Source organism: Spirosoma montaniterrae (assembly GCF_001988955.1).
Classification (GTDB): domain Bacteria; phylum Bacteroidota; class Bacteroidia; order Cytophagales; family Spirosomataceae; genus Spirosoma; species Spirosoma montaniterrae.
In genome coordinates this window covers 3,107,727-3,125,809 of the sequence record NZ_CP014263.1, presented here as the reverse complement: position 1 = coordinate 3,125,809, position 18,083 = coordinate 3,107,727, and the positions used below count along the sequence as shown (strand labels likewise).

Below are 18,083 nucleotides of genomic sequence, written 5' to 3'. Positions count from 1 at the left end.
ATTATCAAGAATATCTAAAAAATCTCTTTATTATCAAAGGATTCTTCTTAATTGCATCATTTAGCGCAAGTAAACTTGCCCAAAGAGAAGTAGATATTTTCTGTTGATAATGAGCAGATTCAAGAAGAGATGTAACAGTTTTTTCGAGATCGGTAAAAGTCTTTACTGGATAATACATCTGATCTCCTAATCCTGTTGTGTCTTCTACTTCTTCTTCATTAGGTGCAAGGGATATATGCGGCACTGACAGCCTTGAAATACCTAAAAATTCAGATTTGCCACCTCTTATAAATCTACGGAAATACCCTATAAGAATGGTTTCTTCTACGTCTTTTGGCTTAAGGTTAGATCCTCTTTTTAAAGATTCCTCATAAAGTTCACGATTTATAGTTTTAACAACAAGATTTTTGAGCGAAGCAGTATTTTTTAAGTCCTTCCAATCCGTTGACCCGGAACCTGTTGGGACCAGCAGATTTGATGATTGTTGAGCTTTAACGTTTTGACGCCAAATGCAGAGGTATTTGTTCGATGAAATAGCAAGTGTGCTTGTACCGAGGTGATTACCATAAAGATATTCTCCAAATTCCTTTATTCTTCTTTCGCCAAAAATATTGTCTTGGGGGAATGTAATTGAGGGATCAAAACCTACGTATCCCTTTCCCCTTATTTTGCTTACTATTTTCGTCGCAGATATTTCATTCGTTAAATAAGATGAATAATAGTCTACTTTAAAAATCTTAATATCTTTTACATTCGTTCTAATGGGAGAACACAAAGCAACTTTATTTTCATTATTAAACACTTGCTCTTGCTTTATTGAGGAGAAACATTTCCATTGTATTATTGTAGATAAAGGCTTGTTCTGATTTTTAATAGAATGATAAAATACTTTTTTATTAGATTCACTTATAATTAAGTGAAAATCATTCTCTTTTTGGATGATAAATTCGTTGAAAATAGTTGAAAATAGTATAGTTGAGTTCTCAATATTTGGATTCGATATAGTCAAAAAGCCGTCTTTCTGTTCTTCGGACGATGGCAAAATATCTACGAATGAATTGATGAGGCTTTCATTATGCCTTACTTCTAAATCATCGTAATTAAACAGCTCTTGGAAAAGCTGTATAAAAGAGACAATGATAGATACGATAGCAATGTACTTAAATAAGTCAATATTATTAGGATCAAAGAAATAACTTGCTACGCTCATGACAAACAAAAACAATAACACTATGAATACAACACCCTTTATAGGATTTAAAATGAAAAATATATATTTAAACATTGCGAGAAAGATTTGTATGGTGTTAGTCATTGGTCTTATATGGTTTGGGGTTGGCTGTCATATGACATAGTTATTTTATGTGATTATTGCCTGAATTTCTTTATCAATTCATTTCCGACCGGTTCCTCTATTAGTAAAGCGAGAACTATCATAGTTCAGGAGGGTGAATGATTAAAATACCAATTAAAATGGGATTCAGTGTAAAATAAGATACTGCTGTTAGACAGCCCGCCGAGACAAAAAACTAAACTATCTTTTCAGGGGTGTGTCCTTTGTCACGCGAAACCCAGAAATGCAACCACACAACTCACCTTCATGGGTCGTTCGTACTGTCGCGCGAAACCAACCTGACGGACCGCCCGACGACTTCAGTATGTAAAACCTGTCAGCGAGAACTACCGTGAAACTCAATCTATTGTTGAACGAACACCTCCACAAGGATGGGAATTCGTTCAAACTCGACAACAGGCGTGCCTGTTGTCGCACAAGACCCGGCTCCAGTACCGGAGCGATCACGCAACCTCATTTACCCACGCCGAGCGCGAAGCCCAACAAACTTACAAAACCAATTTCTCTGAGCCAATAAAAAGTCGCCTTTCGGGAGTGTTTGACTTGTCGACCGGGGCTGCCCCGAAAAGGATCGAACTAAAAACCACTTGACTAACAATTACTTGCCTTCAACGGACGTGCGCACTGTCAGCCGACAGACGGACTTGGAAGCCCTCAGCTTGACTCACTCAGTCGTGAGGCTTGTAAGCCGAAGCACCCTAACGAACCACCCGACGGCAACCAGAGCCGTGCGATCTGTCGCACGCCAAACGGAACACGCACAAGCCCAGCGATGGACGGGTCACCCAACGACCGCAGGGGGTGATGGCGCGTAGCGCACATTTACACCCCTGCCCGGTTGAGTTGCATAGCGTCCTGACCGGCGAGCATCCTGTCGCACGACAGGATGAAGGATGAAATTAAGAATACGCAAATCCGACTATACGCATTCTTAATAGAATTTGCTTAACAGCCTATTTTTATCAGGACGTTTTATTGGAAATAAGCTGTATTCATCATGTAAAAATTGCCATAACTTATTTTTGTTTGGCAATATACCCTTGCCATTCTGTTCTCTCAATATTTGCTCTGTTTCTAATATTCTAATGTCGTAATTAGAAACTTTGGAATCAATTAACGCTGCTATTTCATCTGCGTATCGCATCGCTGCCCGTAATTCATCCCATGTCAATCCAATGTTCTCATATTCTCTTGGATTAAGGCTCAAAGGCATACCACTAATGTCTTGCAAAAACTTGGGTGTAGCTATACCTCCATTGTGAGCAGCAGCACAACGAACTTTATATATTTTTACCCATTCAGTAGCGTTCCTGCCAAAATTTATATCGAACAACTCTGCCGCATATTTTAACATATCTGGCACAGTGGAAGATTTTAAAATCGGAGATGCGTAAGCTTCGCCAACTTTTGTCAATTTTATTGGATATGTTTTATCATGTGTATTGTTTACATGACCTTGAGAGGCTGTATAGAAAAAGGTGATTTCCTTCAAATATGTCTCAAGAAAAGCGGTATAAATAACCAATAAATGCAACCTATTCCTTTCCATAAAAGTTGGTAGCCAACTTAAAGTTTCAGAAACGGTTTGAGGATGCATCCTTGAATCAAACGAACAGTTTATCTCCTCCGCAGATATTGCTGTTGGGTTCTTTGTGTCAAGTTGTTCCTGTAAACAATCGCTTGCCATCTGCTGCGTCCAGTATACCCTTGATAAATCATGGGTTTTCTCTCGTAGTTTTCTAAAGGAAAGCGTAGATAGCCAGCTTCTGTTTATACCCATATTATAATTTCCAATAACCTGATTTTACACCGCTCCTTGTCAAACTTGCCTATCGGTGCGGTTGGCCTGTCGCCGAGACGCTGCCTCGCAAGCCAAAACCTGACCTGTCGGGGCGTTTGGCTTGCGAGGCAGCGATCCGCCCAACGAGCAAAAAACCTGACCTCTGTGGCCTGCAACCTGTCGCCCGCGACCCGCCGAACAAGCACTTTATGGACGGGCCACCCAACGACCCAGGGGGCTGATGGTGAGCGAGTTACTCAACTGAACGCAAACAACCTAAACCTTTACACCCCCTGACGGTTGGGCTGAACCTCTCCTTCGGGGGCGAGCAACCTGTCGCCGGAGAACGCGCCCACGCACAGCGAAACACAACGCACTAACCGATGAGACCGAGCGCGAAGCCTGACCGGATGGTTAAGCCGAACGCGAAGCCAATTCTACTGCTGTCAAACAGAGCGCGAAGCCCATCGTTTGCCTTACCGGGGCGTTTGTCCTGTCGCCGAGACGCTGGGACGTGGAAGCCAAAAGCCTGACCTCTGAGCCGCGCGACCTGTCGACCGGAACCCGGAAATGAAAGCCTAAACTTGCCTTACCGGGGCGTTCGCGCTGTCGCCAAGACGCTGGCACACAAGCACTTCATGGACCCGCCACCCAACGCCCACAAGGGCTTATGGTGAACGAGCAAATATACTGAACGACAATAACTTCCACCTTTACATCCCCGTTTTTGTTGGGCTGAAAACCTACCTAAACAGTGAGCATACTATCAACGGAAAACTAGTATTTATTTTTTTATTTAAGCTGTAAAATTGACAATCGCTTTTGCAAATGATCGACACGACTAATTGTACTAAATTGTTGAAATATGTTGTCAAACTCATTAACATTTTGCAATGCTTCAGCAACAGAGGAGGGGTTTTCATGAGCAAATTTTTCAAATAAATCTAAGCTATACTCAAGAATGTCAATAGCCAGTTGGAGCTTATTAAGCTTAGAAAAAGAACATGCTAAATATCTGTAAGCAAAGGCACGAGCGTATTCATTTTGGCTCCAGAAAGAAGATGCTATAGACGCAACAAATGCATCTACAGCATCCACATACATACTATTTTTTAGCATATGATGACCAGCTAATAAACCCATGTTAGTAATCCCATCTGTATAATCTTTTAAAATAGATGGTGGCGCAGGCTTCACAGGCAAAATTACATATTCGCACAGATCTTTATTACAAACAGGTAAAGTTTGTAATATTGAAAGTATTGCAGTAGCATCAAAATTTTCTTCTTTCCAAGAGAAGACATTAGGAAAATCTGATATATCAATATCAACGATTGGCTCACTATGAAATAAAATTGTTGAATCTTGTCGATTTGCGAAACGTATAGCTTCTATTTCTATCTTAACTCCATCAGTAATCACTCCGAAATAAAGTACGATTACTGTTGCTACTGGGATTATCGATTTGACAACGCTTTGCCAAGAATCATCAACAAGGGCAATTTTCGGTAAACTATTATTGGTGCGAAGTTCAAGAGCAGGGTTTTCAATAGCTAAAAATGGCACTTTTGGTACAATATATCTAGTTAACCAAAATTGAAAATGCTCATCTTGCATTTGAACATGTGTATCAATCGTATTTAAGTCTAATTGAGGTGGGTCAACAGATGCGCCAAAAGCAAAACTGCGCAAGTAAAGCCCAAATGGTTTATTATGAAAGATAGATTTTTGCAATAATTCAACGGCTTTCTGATGCGTTTCACTTTGAAAATATTGATGAAGTGTGTAAAGTGAAGTAGAGTAATTTAATTCTAGTGTATCACGCTCTATTCCTAACCGTGGTCTTGCAGGATCTCGGGCAGCTAAATAAAGTTGAAGTATCATCCCATTAATTGCCGGAGATAGAACTGGGGAATATCCAGAAAAACCACCCAACAAGTTTCGAGCCATTATTGAGTCCATGCTAATAGCAACTTGTTTTAAATAGTGACAACTAAAAGTTTGCCTTCGTCTAATATACAATATCGGGGCGTTTGGCTTGTCGACCAGATGCTGGCACACGAGCAGCTGCTTTGAGAATCCCCCAACGACCCAGGGGGTTAATGGGCAAGCACACAACTCATCTGAACATACGTACCTCGGACTTTTACACCCCCTGCGGTTGGGCTGCATCGCTTGCCCTTTCGGCCTGCCCCCTGTCACCCGGAAGCGACACCGCACAGAGCGATGACACCGCACAATCTGCTAGAATTGAGCACAAAATATGATTTAGTAATCTATTTTCTTCTCTGTGCTAGCCAGAGCGTATGCTCTCTAGATACCGCATTTTCCGAATCTAAAACGAATTTTGAAAATTCACTTTCGCCAATAATTTCGTGAGACAGGGAAACTATCAAATTCAATTCCTGAGAAGCTGTAGTATATGCCTGTTTCAATTCTTGGTGTCTTTTTAGTTGTAACCAACTAATTGCTGATGCAGAAATAGTAGTAAAAAAACCAATAAGGTTCCAATCGGAGTTTGGTTGACTTATTAAATATGACACACTGATTAGAGAAATTGATTGAGCCACAATTATAATAGTAAACCAAAAATTGTACCTACCTTTATTGAATTTCGCTTTAGTTGAATACCACTTTTTTTGATTTTCTATGCGGTTCTCTATGTAAAACTCTTTTCTTTCTGTTAAGGGTAACGCTCTCACATTAAGCATGACCTGAGTGATAACAGGTTTGTTTAATAATTCTGCATTCAATACTTTATTTAGCTCCAAGAATTCCTTACTCAATTCTTGCACTCGATGTATGAACTTTTGTTTTGCTTCGTCATCTGGAATCGAAGTCTCAAACAACTCAGAACGTGTCATAAACCGCCAAGTCAAGGTTTTACAAGACTCTGCCAACGCTCTGCCTTGATACCATATGTCTTCGTATTTTTTAGTTAACAAAACAATAGTTAATATAAGACTAAGCAAGAGTAGTACTCCTGAAATTATGTACAAAATTCTTTTAGAATATTCCGTCTGATAATTATAAGTAGCTACCGCAGAAGCTACCAACATTGCAATTAGGTCAATAGCTATGATTAGCACATAATCAGATTGGGCTTTTTTCGAAGCTTCATCAGAAGCAATGTATAAGCTTGTAAAATCCTTCTCCGTGATTTTTGGTAAACTATTTACTGCCATGTTGTAATTTTTAAGGTCTTACCCGAGTATAGTCAGCGATTAAAGAATTGCGCTTTTGAAAAGCTCGTTCAATATAATATTCAGGACTATTTATAAAATCACTCCATTTAACAAGCACACAGAATCTATCTTCCTCTGCCCACGAACATTTGTTTTCTTTTGGAATATAATAATTATAACTGAATTCTTTTATTGTTGTAGAGTCATCAATATATACATAGTTGTGTGAACCTCCACAGGTTGAGCAAATTCCTGAACCACCATACACCGTATTGTACATATCGGGTAAAACTACACCTAATATGCCATTTTGCGTATTACCTATTCCGTGAAAGAGTGATGCTTGTAATTCTCTTTTGATGAATCTTTGCTCGTGCTGACCTCGGTTTTCAGCTCCATAAAGGCCAATCAAGTGAATTGTTACAGTTGAGTCTGATAGATAGTATTGCCTTATGACTCGCATTATGTAATCTTCATCGTATGAATTAACAGGCTCATTCAGTGATTTATCAATCATATCAACGTTTAGATATGTTTGTATATAATTCTTATAAGCAATATCTTCTGTTTTAAAGGATATATAACATTTTCTTGCCATGCTCAAATAATGGTTTTACAACGATTAAACTTTGAATAGATAACAGTCTGTTTCTGCTGTTGGTTGATCTATCGGGGAGTGCAATCTGTGGACCGACGCCTGACAATGAACGCAAAAAAGCCTATCTGTCAATCGAGTGCGCTCTGTCGACCCGACGCTAGCCTACACGCCTTCGCTGTATGGACCACCCAACGTGTTATTGTACGTAAACCCGCTTAATATCAATTCGCTGATAATGCGTTGGTTGATATTAAGCGTATGGGTAGATTTGCGCTTACAAAACGTTGGCCTACATAACTGATAACAAGAGTACATATCGCCAACGAAAACACAAGATAATGGACAAAAAAGGCCCCCTAATTCAGTCCGAATTTATTATACGGTGGCGGGACATAGAGGGATACCGCAACGGCGGCCCGGCCAAACTACTTTTTCGGTAAAGACAAACACCTGTACCGTTTTGATACGCAAGGTCGTATAAAGCGCAATAAACGCGTAGTTATTGGAACCACGCAGGGCTCATTTTGAAACGGAAGTTTTTCAGTTTGGCACAACTGCGCCCGCTGCTACGTCGGCACGAGCCGGGGCCGTTGCCGTGGTGAGACGCTGCGTTTACAGATCTTCTAATGGACTTGACTTTTAAGGGTGCTGATTTTATCAGCCGTGACGTGGGTATAGCGCATTGTGGTCAGGATGCTCTCGTGGCCCAGCAGTTGATACATGTAACGGATATCAAAGCCCGATTCGAGCAGGTGGGTGGCGAAACTGTGGCGAAGGCTGTGAATGCCGTTTACGCAGCTTCATTTCCACCCCCTGAAAAGGGCTACCTAAACTCCCTTTAGGCTCGGAGTAGCCCCCTTCAGGGGGTTGGGGGTACATTACGCTTCAACGGGTTTCAGGTCGAAATAGGTCTCGAAAATGGCGGTGCCGATTTCATTGGTGCGCGTCTGAAAGTTGTCTAAGTACTGGTGCAGCCCCGTTCGGAAAATGTCGCTGGTTTCGGTGAATTCTATCTCGGTGCGGAGTTTTGAGAGGGCGCGTTCGGCGGCATTGCCGAAGCCCTGCGCGGGGTTATTGCCCGATATTTCGTAGAGCGAAAGTTCGGCCTGCCGGATGCAATGCGCTACGGCACGCGGAAACATCTTGTCGAGAATCAGAAAATCCACAATGCTGGTGGGCGTCAGCGACCGATGCTGTTGTCGATGCATATTATAGGCACTGACCGATTTCAATACCGCCGACCAGATCATCAGGTCGATGGTGGTGCCAACGGCATCGACTTCAGGTAGAAGCGTGAAATATTTTACGTCGAGAAAGCGCGAGGTTTTGTCGGCGCGTTCGAGAAAACGGCCCAGCCGCCCGAAGTGCCAGGCTTCGTTGCGGGTGATAGTGGCGTCGATGATGCCGTAAAAAAGCTGGATGCTATTGCGAATGTCAATGAAAAAGTGCTGCGTCTGGCTTTGATCCCAGTATTGAGCCTGCGGGGCCTTGTCGCGCACGTGCAGATAAAACTCGTTGAGGTGTTCCCACATCTCTTTTGAGATCACCTCCCGAATGGTACGGGCGTTTTCGCGGGCGTTGCTCAGACACGACACGGTTGAATTGGGATTCCGTTTGTCGAATGTCATGAACTGAATTACGTTCTCGCGGGTAGGATACCGATAGTGCTCGTAGAACAGGGAATTATCGGCGGTGGCAATCAGAAGCGGCTCCCATTGCTGGTCGACGTTGGGCGGCAGATCGAGGGCAAGGTTGAAGTTTACGCTTATGAAACGGGCGTAGTTTTCGGCCCGCTCAATATAACGGTGCATCCAGTAAACGGAGTTGGCAACGCGGCTCAGCATGGTACGTAAAGAAGGGTATTCAACAAAAATAGGAGGTGGCGGCTGTTTTGCAAGTTTTTAAGGACAAACGCAGAGGAACGGAGATTACGCGGAGTACGCAGAGGTAGATTTTATTTGGTTGATGACTTTACTGCTCAGCACTTTTTTCTCAATCGATACGCCGATGCGCCACTTGTATTCTCTTATTGCTATTTTGCTGGTAGTCAACTCATTTGCTGTAGCTAAGCCATATCCCGGTAAACCATCGGGGAAGTTGTATGAGATTCGTATCTACTACCCCACGCCCGGCAAATATGCCGAGATTGTCGACCGGTTTCGGCAATACACGACAAAACTGTTTGCCAAACACGGCATGGAAAACATTGGCTACTGGACCCCCACCGATACGGCCCGTAAAGAACTGATTTACATCCTGGCTTACCCCGACCGCGAGGCCCGCGAGGCATCGTGGCAGGCGTTCATCAACGACCCCGACTGGAAAGCCGTCGTCGCCAAAACCGAAGCCAACGGCAAACTGATCGACCATATCGACCAGATTTTTATGATGGAATCGCAGCTATCGCCGACCATCAAAACGGGCGTCAAAAATCCTGAACGAACGTTTGAACTGCGGACCTACACAGCCACGCGGGGTAAACTGACCAATTTACTGGCCCGCTTCCGCGATCATACGATCAACCTGTTCAGCAAGCATGGCATGACACACGTCGGCTACTGGATTACAACCGAAGCCAATGGCACTCAGCCCAAACTGATTTATATGCTGGCCCACCCCAGCGAAGCCGAAGGCAAAAAGCATTTCGATGCCTTCCGCAACGACCCCGACTGGATCAAAGCCCGCGACGCTTCCGAAGCCAACGGCAAACTCACCGAAAAAGTAGAGTCGGTGTATCTGAAACCAACCGATTATTCGATGATTAAGTAGTCTGAACCATCTGAACCAGGATTAGCCAGGATTTACAAGATTAAACAGGATTCTACGCTACGCTTACTCGGGTTCATAAACAAGCGAAGCGCAGAATCTTGCGGTAATCTTGTAAATCCCGGCTAATCCTGGTTCAGATGGTTCAGATGACTTCCTCAAAAAAATACGTCATGCGGGCACCGTCTACGTCGTCGTAGGTATAAACGGTGCGGTGCTGATTCTTGCGGTGATAGTTGATCAGTACAAAGTCGCCGATGCAGGCACTGGTGTGGAGGAGGAGCAGGCCCGCCCAGAATACGGCGCAAACGGGCAGCAAAACCCACCCGATAATCAACGCAATCGTAATGACCAGAAACGGCATTACGGCCACGAAGGCGATCTCGCGCGTGGTAGCCGGAAAATTCTGGCTGTAGGCATACACCATCAGATTTTTCAGCGAATAACCGTAACCGACGTTGGGCGCACCAATTCGGCGGAATGCCAGCCCGTGAATGAATTCATGAATGGGTAGCAAAACGAAGAACCCCACCGCAACACCGATCAGTTGCCACAAGAACGACGGACCATCGGGTTTGTCGACGTAGGTGAAGAAACCGTAGGCACTCAAAAAGCCAATCAGGCCACCTGCGATACCCATACCAAACAGGGGAAGCCAACGTTTCCCGCTATGCTTTTCTGGTTGCTGTTCGGGGAGTTTCGTGCCCAGTTCGCGCATGATGAACTGATTCATCTCATCAATTTTGAACGACTCGATCAGGCGATAACGGCCAGACTGATACAACTCATCGACAGTGGGGCGCATAAAATAATGGATTATCAGAACCAGAACGCTGACCTGGCAGGATTAGCAAGGATTTGCAAAATTATTTCAAGATGCTGCGCTTAGTTGATTCGCCGAGTTAGCGGGATTGGTAATCGGGAAAAATTCAGTAAATCGAATAAGCGCAGCGTAGCATCCTGTTTAATCCTGTAAATCCCGGCTAATCCTGGTTCAGATAACTACAAACTCAACGCGCCGGTTTTTTTTCCGGTTTTCCTCGCTGTTGTTGGGGGCAACGGGTTCGGTGGGGCCGCGACCAACGGCTTTCAAACGGGTTTTGCGAATGCCTTTCCCCGCCAGATAATCCACTACTGCCTGACAGCGGTCGCGGGAAAGCTGCACGTTAGCGTCGAAATCGCCCTGATTGTCGGTATGCCCCCGAATCTCGATGCGCATGGTTGGATATTGCGTGAGCAGGTCGAAAAGCTGGTCGAGTTCGGTGTAGGATTCGGGTCGTAGAACGGGGCTGCTCTGGTCGAAATAGAGCCGGTTGAGCCGGATGCTTTTGCCTTTTTCAACCACGCCAAACGCTTTTGTTGTCACAGCAGACACCGATGCTGTCACGGTTTCAGCCACGGTTGCTGGTTCGGGCGTTGTCGCGATGGGGGCAGGTGGTGGTGCGGCAACAGGCGGCTTAGCAACCATCGTGACGATAGCATCTAATTCAGCATCGAACTCGTAGAATTTTCCGCCCGGTGGCACGTCGATGGTGAGCTGTCTCGTAACCGACGTGTAACCGGGTGCGCTGATCTGAATCGTCAGGTCGTCGGGGTTGACGAAGGTGCGTTCGAGCCGCCCGCCCGGCATGTCGAACCGCTCAGTCTGACCGATGCTTTTCGACGTAATCGACGCTACCGCCGATGTAAGCGGTTGCCGGATGGTCATGGCAAACGCCCGAATGGTCAGTACGCTGGGTTTTTGACGCAATAGCTTGAGCGTTAGCCGCTGCGGGGCCGTTATGTTGTTGAGCTTAGCGTTGGTAATCAAATAATCTGGTGCCGTTGTGCGGAAACCCAGCGATGTGCCGGGCATTACCGACAGCGCGAAACCCTGCCCCGTGCTATCGGGCGAAGCAGTCAGCGGTTTCTGGGTTTTTTCGTCCGTTATAGTCAGTTGAGCATTCGGTATAGCCGCGCCTGTTTCCGAATCAACCACCCGAACCTGCACTACAATCAGTGGCGAGGGTTTCGGTTGCCGAACCGAATCGACCAACGTTACTTCTTCCGTTCGCTTGTCGGCCACCTGAGCCGCCGTTACGCGTTCTACAACCGGAGCCGCTACAATCACAATATCATCAGCTTTGCGACTGAGAGTAGCATCGGGTCGGGCGGCTGTTTCAGTACGGATGGGCTTCAGCCGAAAATCAGTCGGAATTACGTCGCAGGTGACGTAGGCGGCCCACGTAATCAATCGGCTTGCGGTTCGGAAATCGCGTTCGTTCACTGTCAGGCGGTACGCGCTCGTACTGGGCAGCAGCACCGTATAACGACCATCGGCGGGATTCGTCTCAACCGTTGTTACAAGTTGCCCTGTGCCGACATCGTTCACCACCACCCGCGCCGACACTGGCAAGCCCGATAGCGAATCTGTTACGAAGCCCTGCACCGTTGCCAGTTTAAACGGGCGCAGTTCGTCGGGAATCGGCGTCGTGTACATGTCGCCGTCGCTAACGTAGTACATCAGATCGCCACACGCACTAATCGCGACCGATTGATCGGATCGTTTGGTATTGACGTAGTGCAGATTTTTCGGTGCCGACCAACTACCATCGGCTTGCAATACGCTCATGTATAGATCGAAATCACCGTCGCCTTTGGCTTTGATAGATGAGTAGACGAGCGTTCGGCTGTCGGCCAGAATACGCGGGGCTTTTTCGCAGTCCATATTCACCGGCGCGGGCAGTTCAATGGGGCGTTTCCATTGCCCATCGCGGCCTTTTTCGGCTACCATAATCCTATAGCAAGTCTGCCCTTCGTGCGAGCGGTGGGTCAGGTTTTCGCGCACGAAATACAACTGTCGTCCATCTGCCGAAATACTCGGGAAGCCCTCATAACCAGCCGTATTGATAGCCGGGCCAATATTTACGGGTGGCCCCCAACCGTTGCGCTGCCGAACGCAGTAGTAAATATCTTCGCGGCCAAAACCGGGTTTGGTCGGAAAATTGGCGAAGAAAAACAGGTAGTTGCCATCGTAGCTGATGCCTGGCCCACCAATAAGGGGCGTCATACTATCCGAATCGTAGCGATTGATGGCCTGGATTGGTTCGGGTTTCATCCACTGCCCGCTGGGGTGCAGCCGCGCTTCGTAAACGCCAAAAAATTGCGTACTCAGCTTGTCGTCAATTAGTTGCTGATCGCCCTCGGCGTTGATGCGCGGCACTTTCTTATACGCATTTACAAACACGCCATAGCGGTCGGACTGAAAAATAAGCGTTCGCCCATCGGCACTGACCGAGGGGGCATACTCAACGTGGTCGCGCAGGTTGAGCGGTTCCGGCATCCGTCTGCGGGATTGCGCTGCGCTTTCAGTAGTGAAAAATGAAAAGTGAAAAATTAAAAATGTAATCAGGTAAGCCATTACAGCTATAGCTACGCGTGGGGTTCTCAGCGGCTCCATTTTTCACTTTTCATTTTTCACTGCACACTCACCCTTATTCCTGCCGCTTGTCCGGCTTTGGGTACAACCGTAAACCGAAAGCGGTCGGTATTGCCAAAATACGTAGCCAGTTCATCTTTGAACAGCGTAGCTACGCGCACTAACTGCTCCTGATTGCTGCCCGAAAATTCAAAGGAGAGTAACCGGCCCGGCGTTGATTCAAGGTACGTTTTCAGCCCGGCCAGTGCGGTTTCATCAGCCATCGGGCCACGTAAAAAGCTGCGGTTTAGCTGCTCGAGCAACGCAGTTTCCGTAGCCGATAACGCTGGCACTGCCGACGTGGCAACAGCAGGCGTCGCTATGGCTTTTAGCGCACAACCGTCCAGTTCTTTTAAACCCGCTTCGTTGGGGCAGGCATCCTGACTGTCGCGCAGACCGTCGGCATCGGCATCGGGGCAACCACCCAGCGCGGGCATACCGGCCACGGTCGGGCATTCGTCGTCTTTATCAGGAATGTTGTCGGCGTCGGTGTCGGGGCAACCACTAAACCGGGTACTGCCAGACTGGTTGGGGCAGGCATCGTTTTTGTCGAAAATACCGTCGTTGTCAGCGTCGGGACAGCCATTGGTGGCCGTTGGTCCGGCGTCTTGCGGGCAGTTGTCGTTTTTATCTTCGATGCCATCGGCGTCGGTATCGGGGCAACCACGAAACGCCCAAACGCCCGCCACATCGGGGCAGCGGTCTACCTTGTTCGATACATAGTCGCCATCTGTATCGCGGGGTCGTTTGGCTCCGAATGGTAGCGTAATACCCGCAAATACATGCGCTGTCAGGCCGTTATCGGAAAAGAAACCGACGATGTTATCCGTGCCGACGGTAAAGATACCGGCCCGCAGGTGCGCCCCTACCGAGAATTTACCGAGCGTTTGCCAGTAGTTCCCCGTCAGGCTCAACTCGGTGTCTTTCGATTCGTAGCGCGGGCCAAACGAGAGCAATGCCGACCGGTGTTGTGCCGACGCCAGCGGTTGCGACGGTTTCCACCAGGCGGCACCTACAAACCAGCCATTTGTCAGGGCTACGTCGGCCTGCACCGATAGTGTACGGGGGAGAGCCACGTTCAAGTCGCCTACCGAGCCTTCGGGTACAATACCGAGCGATTGCGCGATGGCGTCGCGGATTTGCCAGGGCCGGGCGGGTGGCTGTACGGCTGACTGCTGGAGCGTTCCGGTTCGGGCCGGCACGCTCCAGTTGCTGGCATTCTGATAGCGAATGGTGCCGATGTCGAGCAGCGAGACACCCAGCCGAACGCGGTATTTGTTTACCGTAACGTCGGACAGTGTTTTGCCGTCCATTGTGTACCGATACGAGTCGGCCTGTGGGCGAAACTCATACGTAAAACCCAGATCGAAGCCTGTGCCGTTGCCCGGCACCTGACCCGCAAGGGCGTCGCCAAAGGTCAGGTCGCTCAGCGTTGTCAGGTCTGAATAGGTCGTTTGTAGTCGGTCGATGCTGTAACTGAGTTGCCCCGCGGGTGCACCAAACTGACCGTCGACAGATAAACTTGAACTGTGCAGCCCGCGCAGGTACTTGACTGTGCCACCCGCTTTCACAAAATGCTGCTGCCAGTTCAATACGGGCATGGCATAGGAAACGGCAATTTCACCAAACGCGTCGGCGTTGATTTGCTCCGAGCGTGTGGTGTTGGGCAACGGGGTTTTGTCGCCCCGAAACCAGTTGATCAGATCATAATTGCCCGCCAGATTGACATCAGCCCGGTAGCGGGTCGTAATTGCAAACGCCTGACTGCCGCGTAGTTGCACCATCAGGCCAGGCCCGCGCAGGTCAATGGCTTTGAGTGCCATTTCCTGCCCGCGCAGTTTCAGACCAGCTTCGGCAAACGGCACAATCGACGCGGGCAAACGTGGCTGGGCGTTGGCCTGCATCGACACCGTAGTTAGGTTGATGTGCGTTCCCCAGCGCGAATCGGCAATAGACGAGGGGTTGAGATATAGACCGTTGATACCGGCGAAATTACTAAGTTGTGCCGCTGTCATGCGCTGCGCCCGAACACCGGCAGCCAGCAACAGACAACCCGATAAAACGAGTAATCGTAGTGTCATAGGAGGGGAGATGATGGCAATTCAGACAAAAATGCCACATAGCCATCACTCGTCCTATAGCGTTCCCCGGCTATTTACTTAAAGGCAATCACTACTTAACTACTTTGGCGGATTTATCATGATATGGGCGCGGTGGGTGCCGGGGTCCATAATCCACGGCATACCGGGAGCTTCGGGTTTGAGGGGTAGCCCCGTGCTTTCGGCAGTAGCATAGGGAATGTAGACCACGTAACGCAGGTAGCCATTTTTTACCTCACCCGTCTGCACATTGTAGCTGCTGTCGGGAGCCGAATACGCAAACAGTGTCGACGGGGCCGAGGGCATGGTCCATTTTTTCGCTTTCACCTCATCTTCCCTGATTTTCAGAATCTCGTCGGGTTTTTTACCGGCTTTTTTTAGCTCCCGACCTCGCGCCATAAACGGCTCCAGGTCGCGATGGTAGCACGATACGCTCAGCCCTTTCTGCGTCGGGTCGTCGGCCAGACAAATAAACTCGTTGGTGCCTTTTCGCAGGATAACAAACTCATTTTTAGGCGAATACCCATAAACAGTTGCTCCGTCGCGTTTGTCGGCGGGGGCAGCCATAACTGCCGTTTTTATCTGAACGTCGGGTGCAATGATGGCGGGTGTCTGGGCTAATGCGCCCGTTATAGATGCGCAAAGGATAGCCAGAAGTAGCGTTCGTTTCATGGTTGACAGGCGGTTTCTGTGGTAAGGCATGGCCGTGTGCTACCTACTGTTTTTCAGGGCAAACGCTTCGACCGGGTTTTCGACCAGCAATTGCTGCCAGTTCCTGCGGGTGAAGCCGCGCCGATTTAGTTCGGGCATAAGTCGTTTGAATAGCACGGTATAGTCGCGGCTGATGGGGCCACCACCGGGTTTGTCGGGGTCATACCAGCCTGCATCGTGCGAGAGCAGCGTTCGGTGTAAAAACTGGTTCTCTTTCATCAGCAGCAGCGTATCGGCGTATTGGGCTACGTTGCCGTTATCTAATCCATCGAGACTCACCCACGCGCCGTCGCGCACGGCACGGGCGTAATGCACCATACTATTGCCCTGCGCATGAACCCATACAAATGCCTTTGGGTCAACACCTTCCTGCTTTAGTACATCGATTTGCTCAAACGCGGGGCCATACGGGCCGGTGTGTGAGCAGATGGTAAGGCCCGTGCGTTTGTGCGTGCGGGCGGCTGCCGTAATCAGCTTGCGGTGCATATCGGACAGCGGGCCGGGGTTGACGCTGATTTTCATAAAGCCGGGCCGAATGCCGGTTGTGCCAATACCATCCTGAAAATCGGCTACCCAGCGGTCGGCGAGTTGGTCGGCGGTTTCGGTAAACGCATGAGCAGGCAGGTATTTGTTATCGACCGCGCCGTAATAGCCCGTGTTGGTCAGAAGCTGCACACCCGATTTTTCGGATAATTCGCGCAGTAACTCCGGGTCTTTGCCGAGGTAAGCGGGCGTACAATCGAGCAGCGTTTGTACGCCCAACCGCCGGAGTTCCTGCAAATAGGGCAACATTTTCGCCAGCACGTCGGCCCGATTCCAACGCTCGGGGCTGGTTTTGTCGGCACCGATAAAATCGACCAGAATATGCTCGTGAATGAGTGTAAGGCCCATTTTCGATCCATCGATTGGGCCGGTTACAGTCTGAATATACGAGCGCGGCTTATCCCGAAAAAAGAAACCGGCAATGGATGAGCGCAGAAATTGACGACGAGAAAGCATACTTATTTAAACGCTTTGGCTTCCCGAATTACGCTTTTATACTCGGCTATGGCAAGAGCTTTTTTATAATGCAGACGAGCGCGGTTGCGGTCATTGGCGCGGGTGGCAATACGGGCGAGTCCGGCGTAGGCAAATGCCTGATATTCTTTCGTATACGCTCCATTGACATAGTGCCTGAGGGCGGCCTGATACAAGTCGGAAGCTGCCAGATCGTCTTTGTCGGCATGTTCAGCCAGCATTCCCTCAAATGCGCTGACCGCCAGCGGAATCAGTTTGCTACGTAACTGTTTCAGCCGCTGCACGTAGGGCCGGGCTTCGGCATACCGCCCCGCCAACAGCAACGCTTCGGCGTTGATCATGCCGAACAGAGGGTTATTGGGGTATTTATCGGCTAAATATTTCGTGTATGCAGTGGCCCGACCCGGCTGCATTTCGTGTTTAATCAGTACGTGCGCCAAGAAATAATTGGCTACCGGACGCATAAACAATGCCCGCTTGGTCGCTATGTCCATCTGTTTTATTCCCTGCGCCATATTGCCATCGGCAAAGAAAAACATGAACGGACGAACCACCGGGTGGTCGACCGGATAACGTTCGACGTAATAATTGTACAAGCCCGTTGTAAAGTAAAAATCCGGGCTTTTGGTCGTCAGATGGAAGCCATCTTTCAGATAGCCATAAGCCCGCTTCGATTCGCTTACGGCCTTGATAGATTCGCCCTGATTGTTATACAACGACGCCAGATAGCTATGGGCGGTGAGAGCAAAAAAGATGCCTTCAGGGTCGTTTTTGTCGTTATCGAGCATTCGCTTTGCCAGCGTAAGCGACTGATCGACAGCCTGCGTGAACTGTACCGTAGCGGCTTTGTTTTCGTGAACAGGCAGGTGTTGCAATTCCAGTTTGGTTGCCAGCAAAATTGGTCCGACAGGATGCTGCGGGTAGCGGCTGCGCAATTGCCTGATCTGGGCGTCGGCGGCAACAAAATCAAGATTATAAATATCGTCTAACGTATGCTGAATGGTTTGTTGCAGAACGGGGTCGTTCATAACCTGAGCACCCGCACCGGGCGGCAGACACAGACAGATAACAAACCAGAAACGTTGTATCAGGGGTAATAACATTGAGCGGGTGAAC

General features: G+C 48.2%; 14 protein-coding genes. 1 reads left to right on the top strand and 13 read right to left on the bottom strand.

Features of this window, described 5'->3' with window-relative positions:
* Window positions 1-4 precede the first annotated feature (4 nt).
* The 7 genes from AWR27_RS13510 to AWR27_RS13475 form a co-directional block, all read right to left on the bottom strand.
* Complete coding sequence (locus tag AWR27_RS13510) at window positions 5-1,315, bottom strand: hypothetical protein (protein WP_077131647.1); 1,311 nt, start codon at window positions 1,313-1,315, stop codon at window positions 5-7.
* A gap of 970 nt (window positions 1,316-2,285) precedes the next feature.
* Window positions 2,286-2,951, bottom strand: a complete 666-nt coding sequence (locus AWR27_RS13505) for a hypothetical protein (RefSeq protein ID WP_157579210.1) — start codon at window positions 2,949-2,951, stop codon at window positions 2,286-2,288.
* Window positions 2,952-3,926: 975 nt separating this feature from the next.
* Window positions 3,927-5,096 carry a hypothetical protein gene (locus tag AWR27_RS13500; RefSeq protein WP_077131645.1) on the bottom strand — a complete coding sequence of 390 codons (1,170 nt, stop codon included), beginning with the start codon at window positions 5,094-5,096 and terminating at the stop codon, window positions 3,927-3,929.
* 314 nt (window positions 5,097-5,410) lie between these two features.
* Window positions 5,411-6,319, bottom strand: a complete 909-nt coding sequence (locus AWR27_RS13495) for a DUF4231 domain-containing protein (protein WP_077131644.1) — start codon at window positions 6,317-6,319, stop codon at window positions 5,411-5,413.
* A gap of 10 nt (window positions 6,320-6,329) precedes the next feature.
* Window positions 6,330-6,917, bottom strand: a complete 588-nt coding sequence (locus AWR27_RS13490) for a TIR domain-containing protein (protein ID WP_077131643.1) — start codon at window positions 6,915-6,917, stop codon at window positions 6,330-6,332.
* A gap of 623 nt (window positions 6,918-7,540) precedes the next feature.
* Entirely contained in the window at window positions 7,541-7,648 is a 108-nt protein-coding gene (locus tag AWR27_RS13480; protein WP_269466606.1) for a hypothetical protein, read from the bottom strand.
* A gap of 147 nt (window positions 7,649-7,795) precedes the next feature.
* Window positions 7,796-8,761 carry an alpha-E domain-containing protein gene (locus AWR27_RS13475; RefSeq protein ID WP_077131641.1) on the bottom strand — a complete coding sequence of 322 codons (966 nt, stop codon included), beginning with the start codon at window positions 8,759-8,761 and terminating at the stop codon, window positions 7,796-7,798.
* Between the two features lie 163 nt (window positions 8,762-8,924).
* On the opposite strand from AWR27_RS13475, the gene AWR27_RS13470 reads away from it, so the two are divergent.
* On the top strand, window positions 8,925-9,686 hold the full coding sequence (locus tag AWR27_RS13470; protein ID WP_077131640.1) for an NIPSNAP family protein: 762 nt from the start codon (window positions 8,925-8,927) through the stop codon (window positions 9,684-9,686).
* A 142-nt stretch (window positions 9,687-9,828) separates the two neighbouring features.
* On the opposite strand, the gene AWR27_RS13465 is transcribed toward AWR27_RS13470, so the two are convergent.
* The 6 genes from AWR27_RS13465 to AWR27_RS13440 all read right to left on the bottom strand — a co-directional run bounded on the left by AWR27_RS13465 (window position 9,829) and on the right by AWR27_RS13440 (window position 17,995).
* Entirely contained in the window at window positions 9,829-10,488 is a 660-nt protein-coding gene (locus AWR27_RS13465; RefSeq protein ID WP_077131639.1) for a DUF3267 domain-containing protein, read from the bottom strand.
* A 189-nt stretch (window positions 10,489-10,677) separates the two neighbouring features.
* A complete protein-coding gene (locus AWR27_RS13460; protein WP_077131638.1) occupies window positions 10,678-13,005 on the bottom strand; it encodes an OmpA family protein in 2,328 nt (775 codons plus the stop codon).
* 134 nt (window positions 13,006-13,139) lie between these two features.
* Window positions 13,140-15,221, bottom strand: coding sequence for a DUF5723 family protein (locus tag AWR27_RS25510; protein ID WP_077131637.1), 2,082 nt, complete (start codon window positions 15,219-15,221; stop codon window positions 13,140-13,142).
* A 99-nt stretch (window positions 15,222-15,320) separates the two neighbouring features.
* Window positions 15,321-15,911: a hypothetical protein gene (locus AWR27_RS13450; RefSeq protein ID WP_077131636.1), complete on the bottom strand. Its 591-nt coding sequence runs from the start codon at window positions 15,909-15,911 to the stop codon at window positions 15,321-15,323.
* Between the two features lie 39 nt (window positions 15,912-15,950).
* Window positions 15,951-16,949: a phosphotriesterase family protein gene (locus tag AWR27_RS13445; RefSeq protein WP_077131635.1), complete on the bottom strand. Its 999-nt coding sequence runs from the start codon at window positions 16,947-16,949 to the stop codon at window positions 15,951-15,953.
* Between the two features lie 2 nt (window positions 16,950-16,951).
* Window positions 16,952-17,995: a hypothetical protein gene (locus AWR27_RS13440; protein ID WP_232325829.1), complete on the bottom strand. Its 1,044-nt coding sequence runs from the start codon at window positions 17,993-17,995 to the stop codon at window positions 16,952-16,954.
* Window positions 17,996-18,083 lie beyond the last annotated feature (88 nt).

Coding starts and splice junctions, on each gene's coding strand:
- AWR27_RS13465 (WP_077131639.1), bottom strand. CDS start 10,488: ATGCGCCCCACTGTCGATGAGTTGTATCAGTCTGGCCGTTATCGCCTG.
- AWR27_RS25510 (WP_077131637.1), bottom strand. CDS start 15,221: ATGACACTACGATTACTCGTTTTATCGGGTTGTCTGTTGCTGGCTGCC.
- AWR27_RS13450 (WP_077131636.1), bottom strand. CDS start 15,911: ATGAAACGAACGCTACTTCTGGCTATCCTTTGCGCATCTATAACGGGC.
- AWR27_RS13445 (WP_077131635.1), bottom strand. CDS start 16,949: ATGCTTTCTCGTCGTCAATTTCTGCGCTCATCCATTGCCGGTTTCTTT.
- AWR27_RS13510 (WP_077131647.1), bottom strand. CDS start 1,315: ATGACTAACACCATACAAATCTTTCTCGCAATGTTTAAATATATATTT.
- AWR27_RS13440 (WP_232325829.1), bottom strand. CDS start 17,995: ATGAACGACCCCGTTCTGCAACAAACCATTCAGCATACGTTAGACGAT.
- AWR27_RS13475 (WP_077131641.1), bottom strand. CDS start 8,761: ATGCTGAGCCGCGTTGCCAACTCCGTTTACTGGATGCACCGTTATATT.
- AWR27_RS13460 (WP_077131638.1), bottom strand. CDS start 13,005: ATGCCGGAACCGCTCAACCTGCGCGACCACGTTGAGTATGCCCCCTCG.
- AWR27_RS13495 (WP_077131644.1), bottom strand. CDS start 6,319: ATGGCAGTAAATAGTTTACCAAAAATCACGGAGAAGGATTTTACAAGC.
- AWR27_RS13490 (WP_077131643.1), bottom strand. CDS start 6,917: ATGGCAAGAAAATGTTATATATCCTTTAAAACAGAAGATATTGCTTAT.
- AWR27_RS13505 (WP_157579210.1), bottom strand. CDS start 2,951: ATGCATCCTCAAACCGTTTCTGAAACTTTAAGTTGGCTACCAACTTTT.
- AWR27_RS13470 (WP_077131640.1), top strand. CDS start 8,925: ATGCGCCACTTGTATTCTCTTATTGCTATTTTGCTGGTAGTCAACTCA.
- AWR27_RS13500 (WP_077131645.1), bottom strand. CDS start 5,096: ATGGACTCAATAATGGCTCGAAACTTGTTGGGTGGTTTTTCTGGATAT.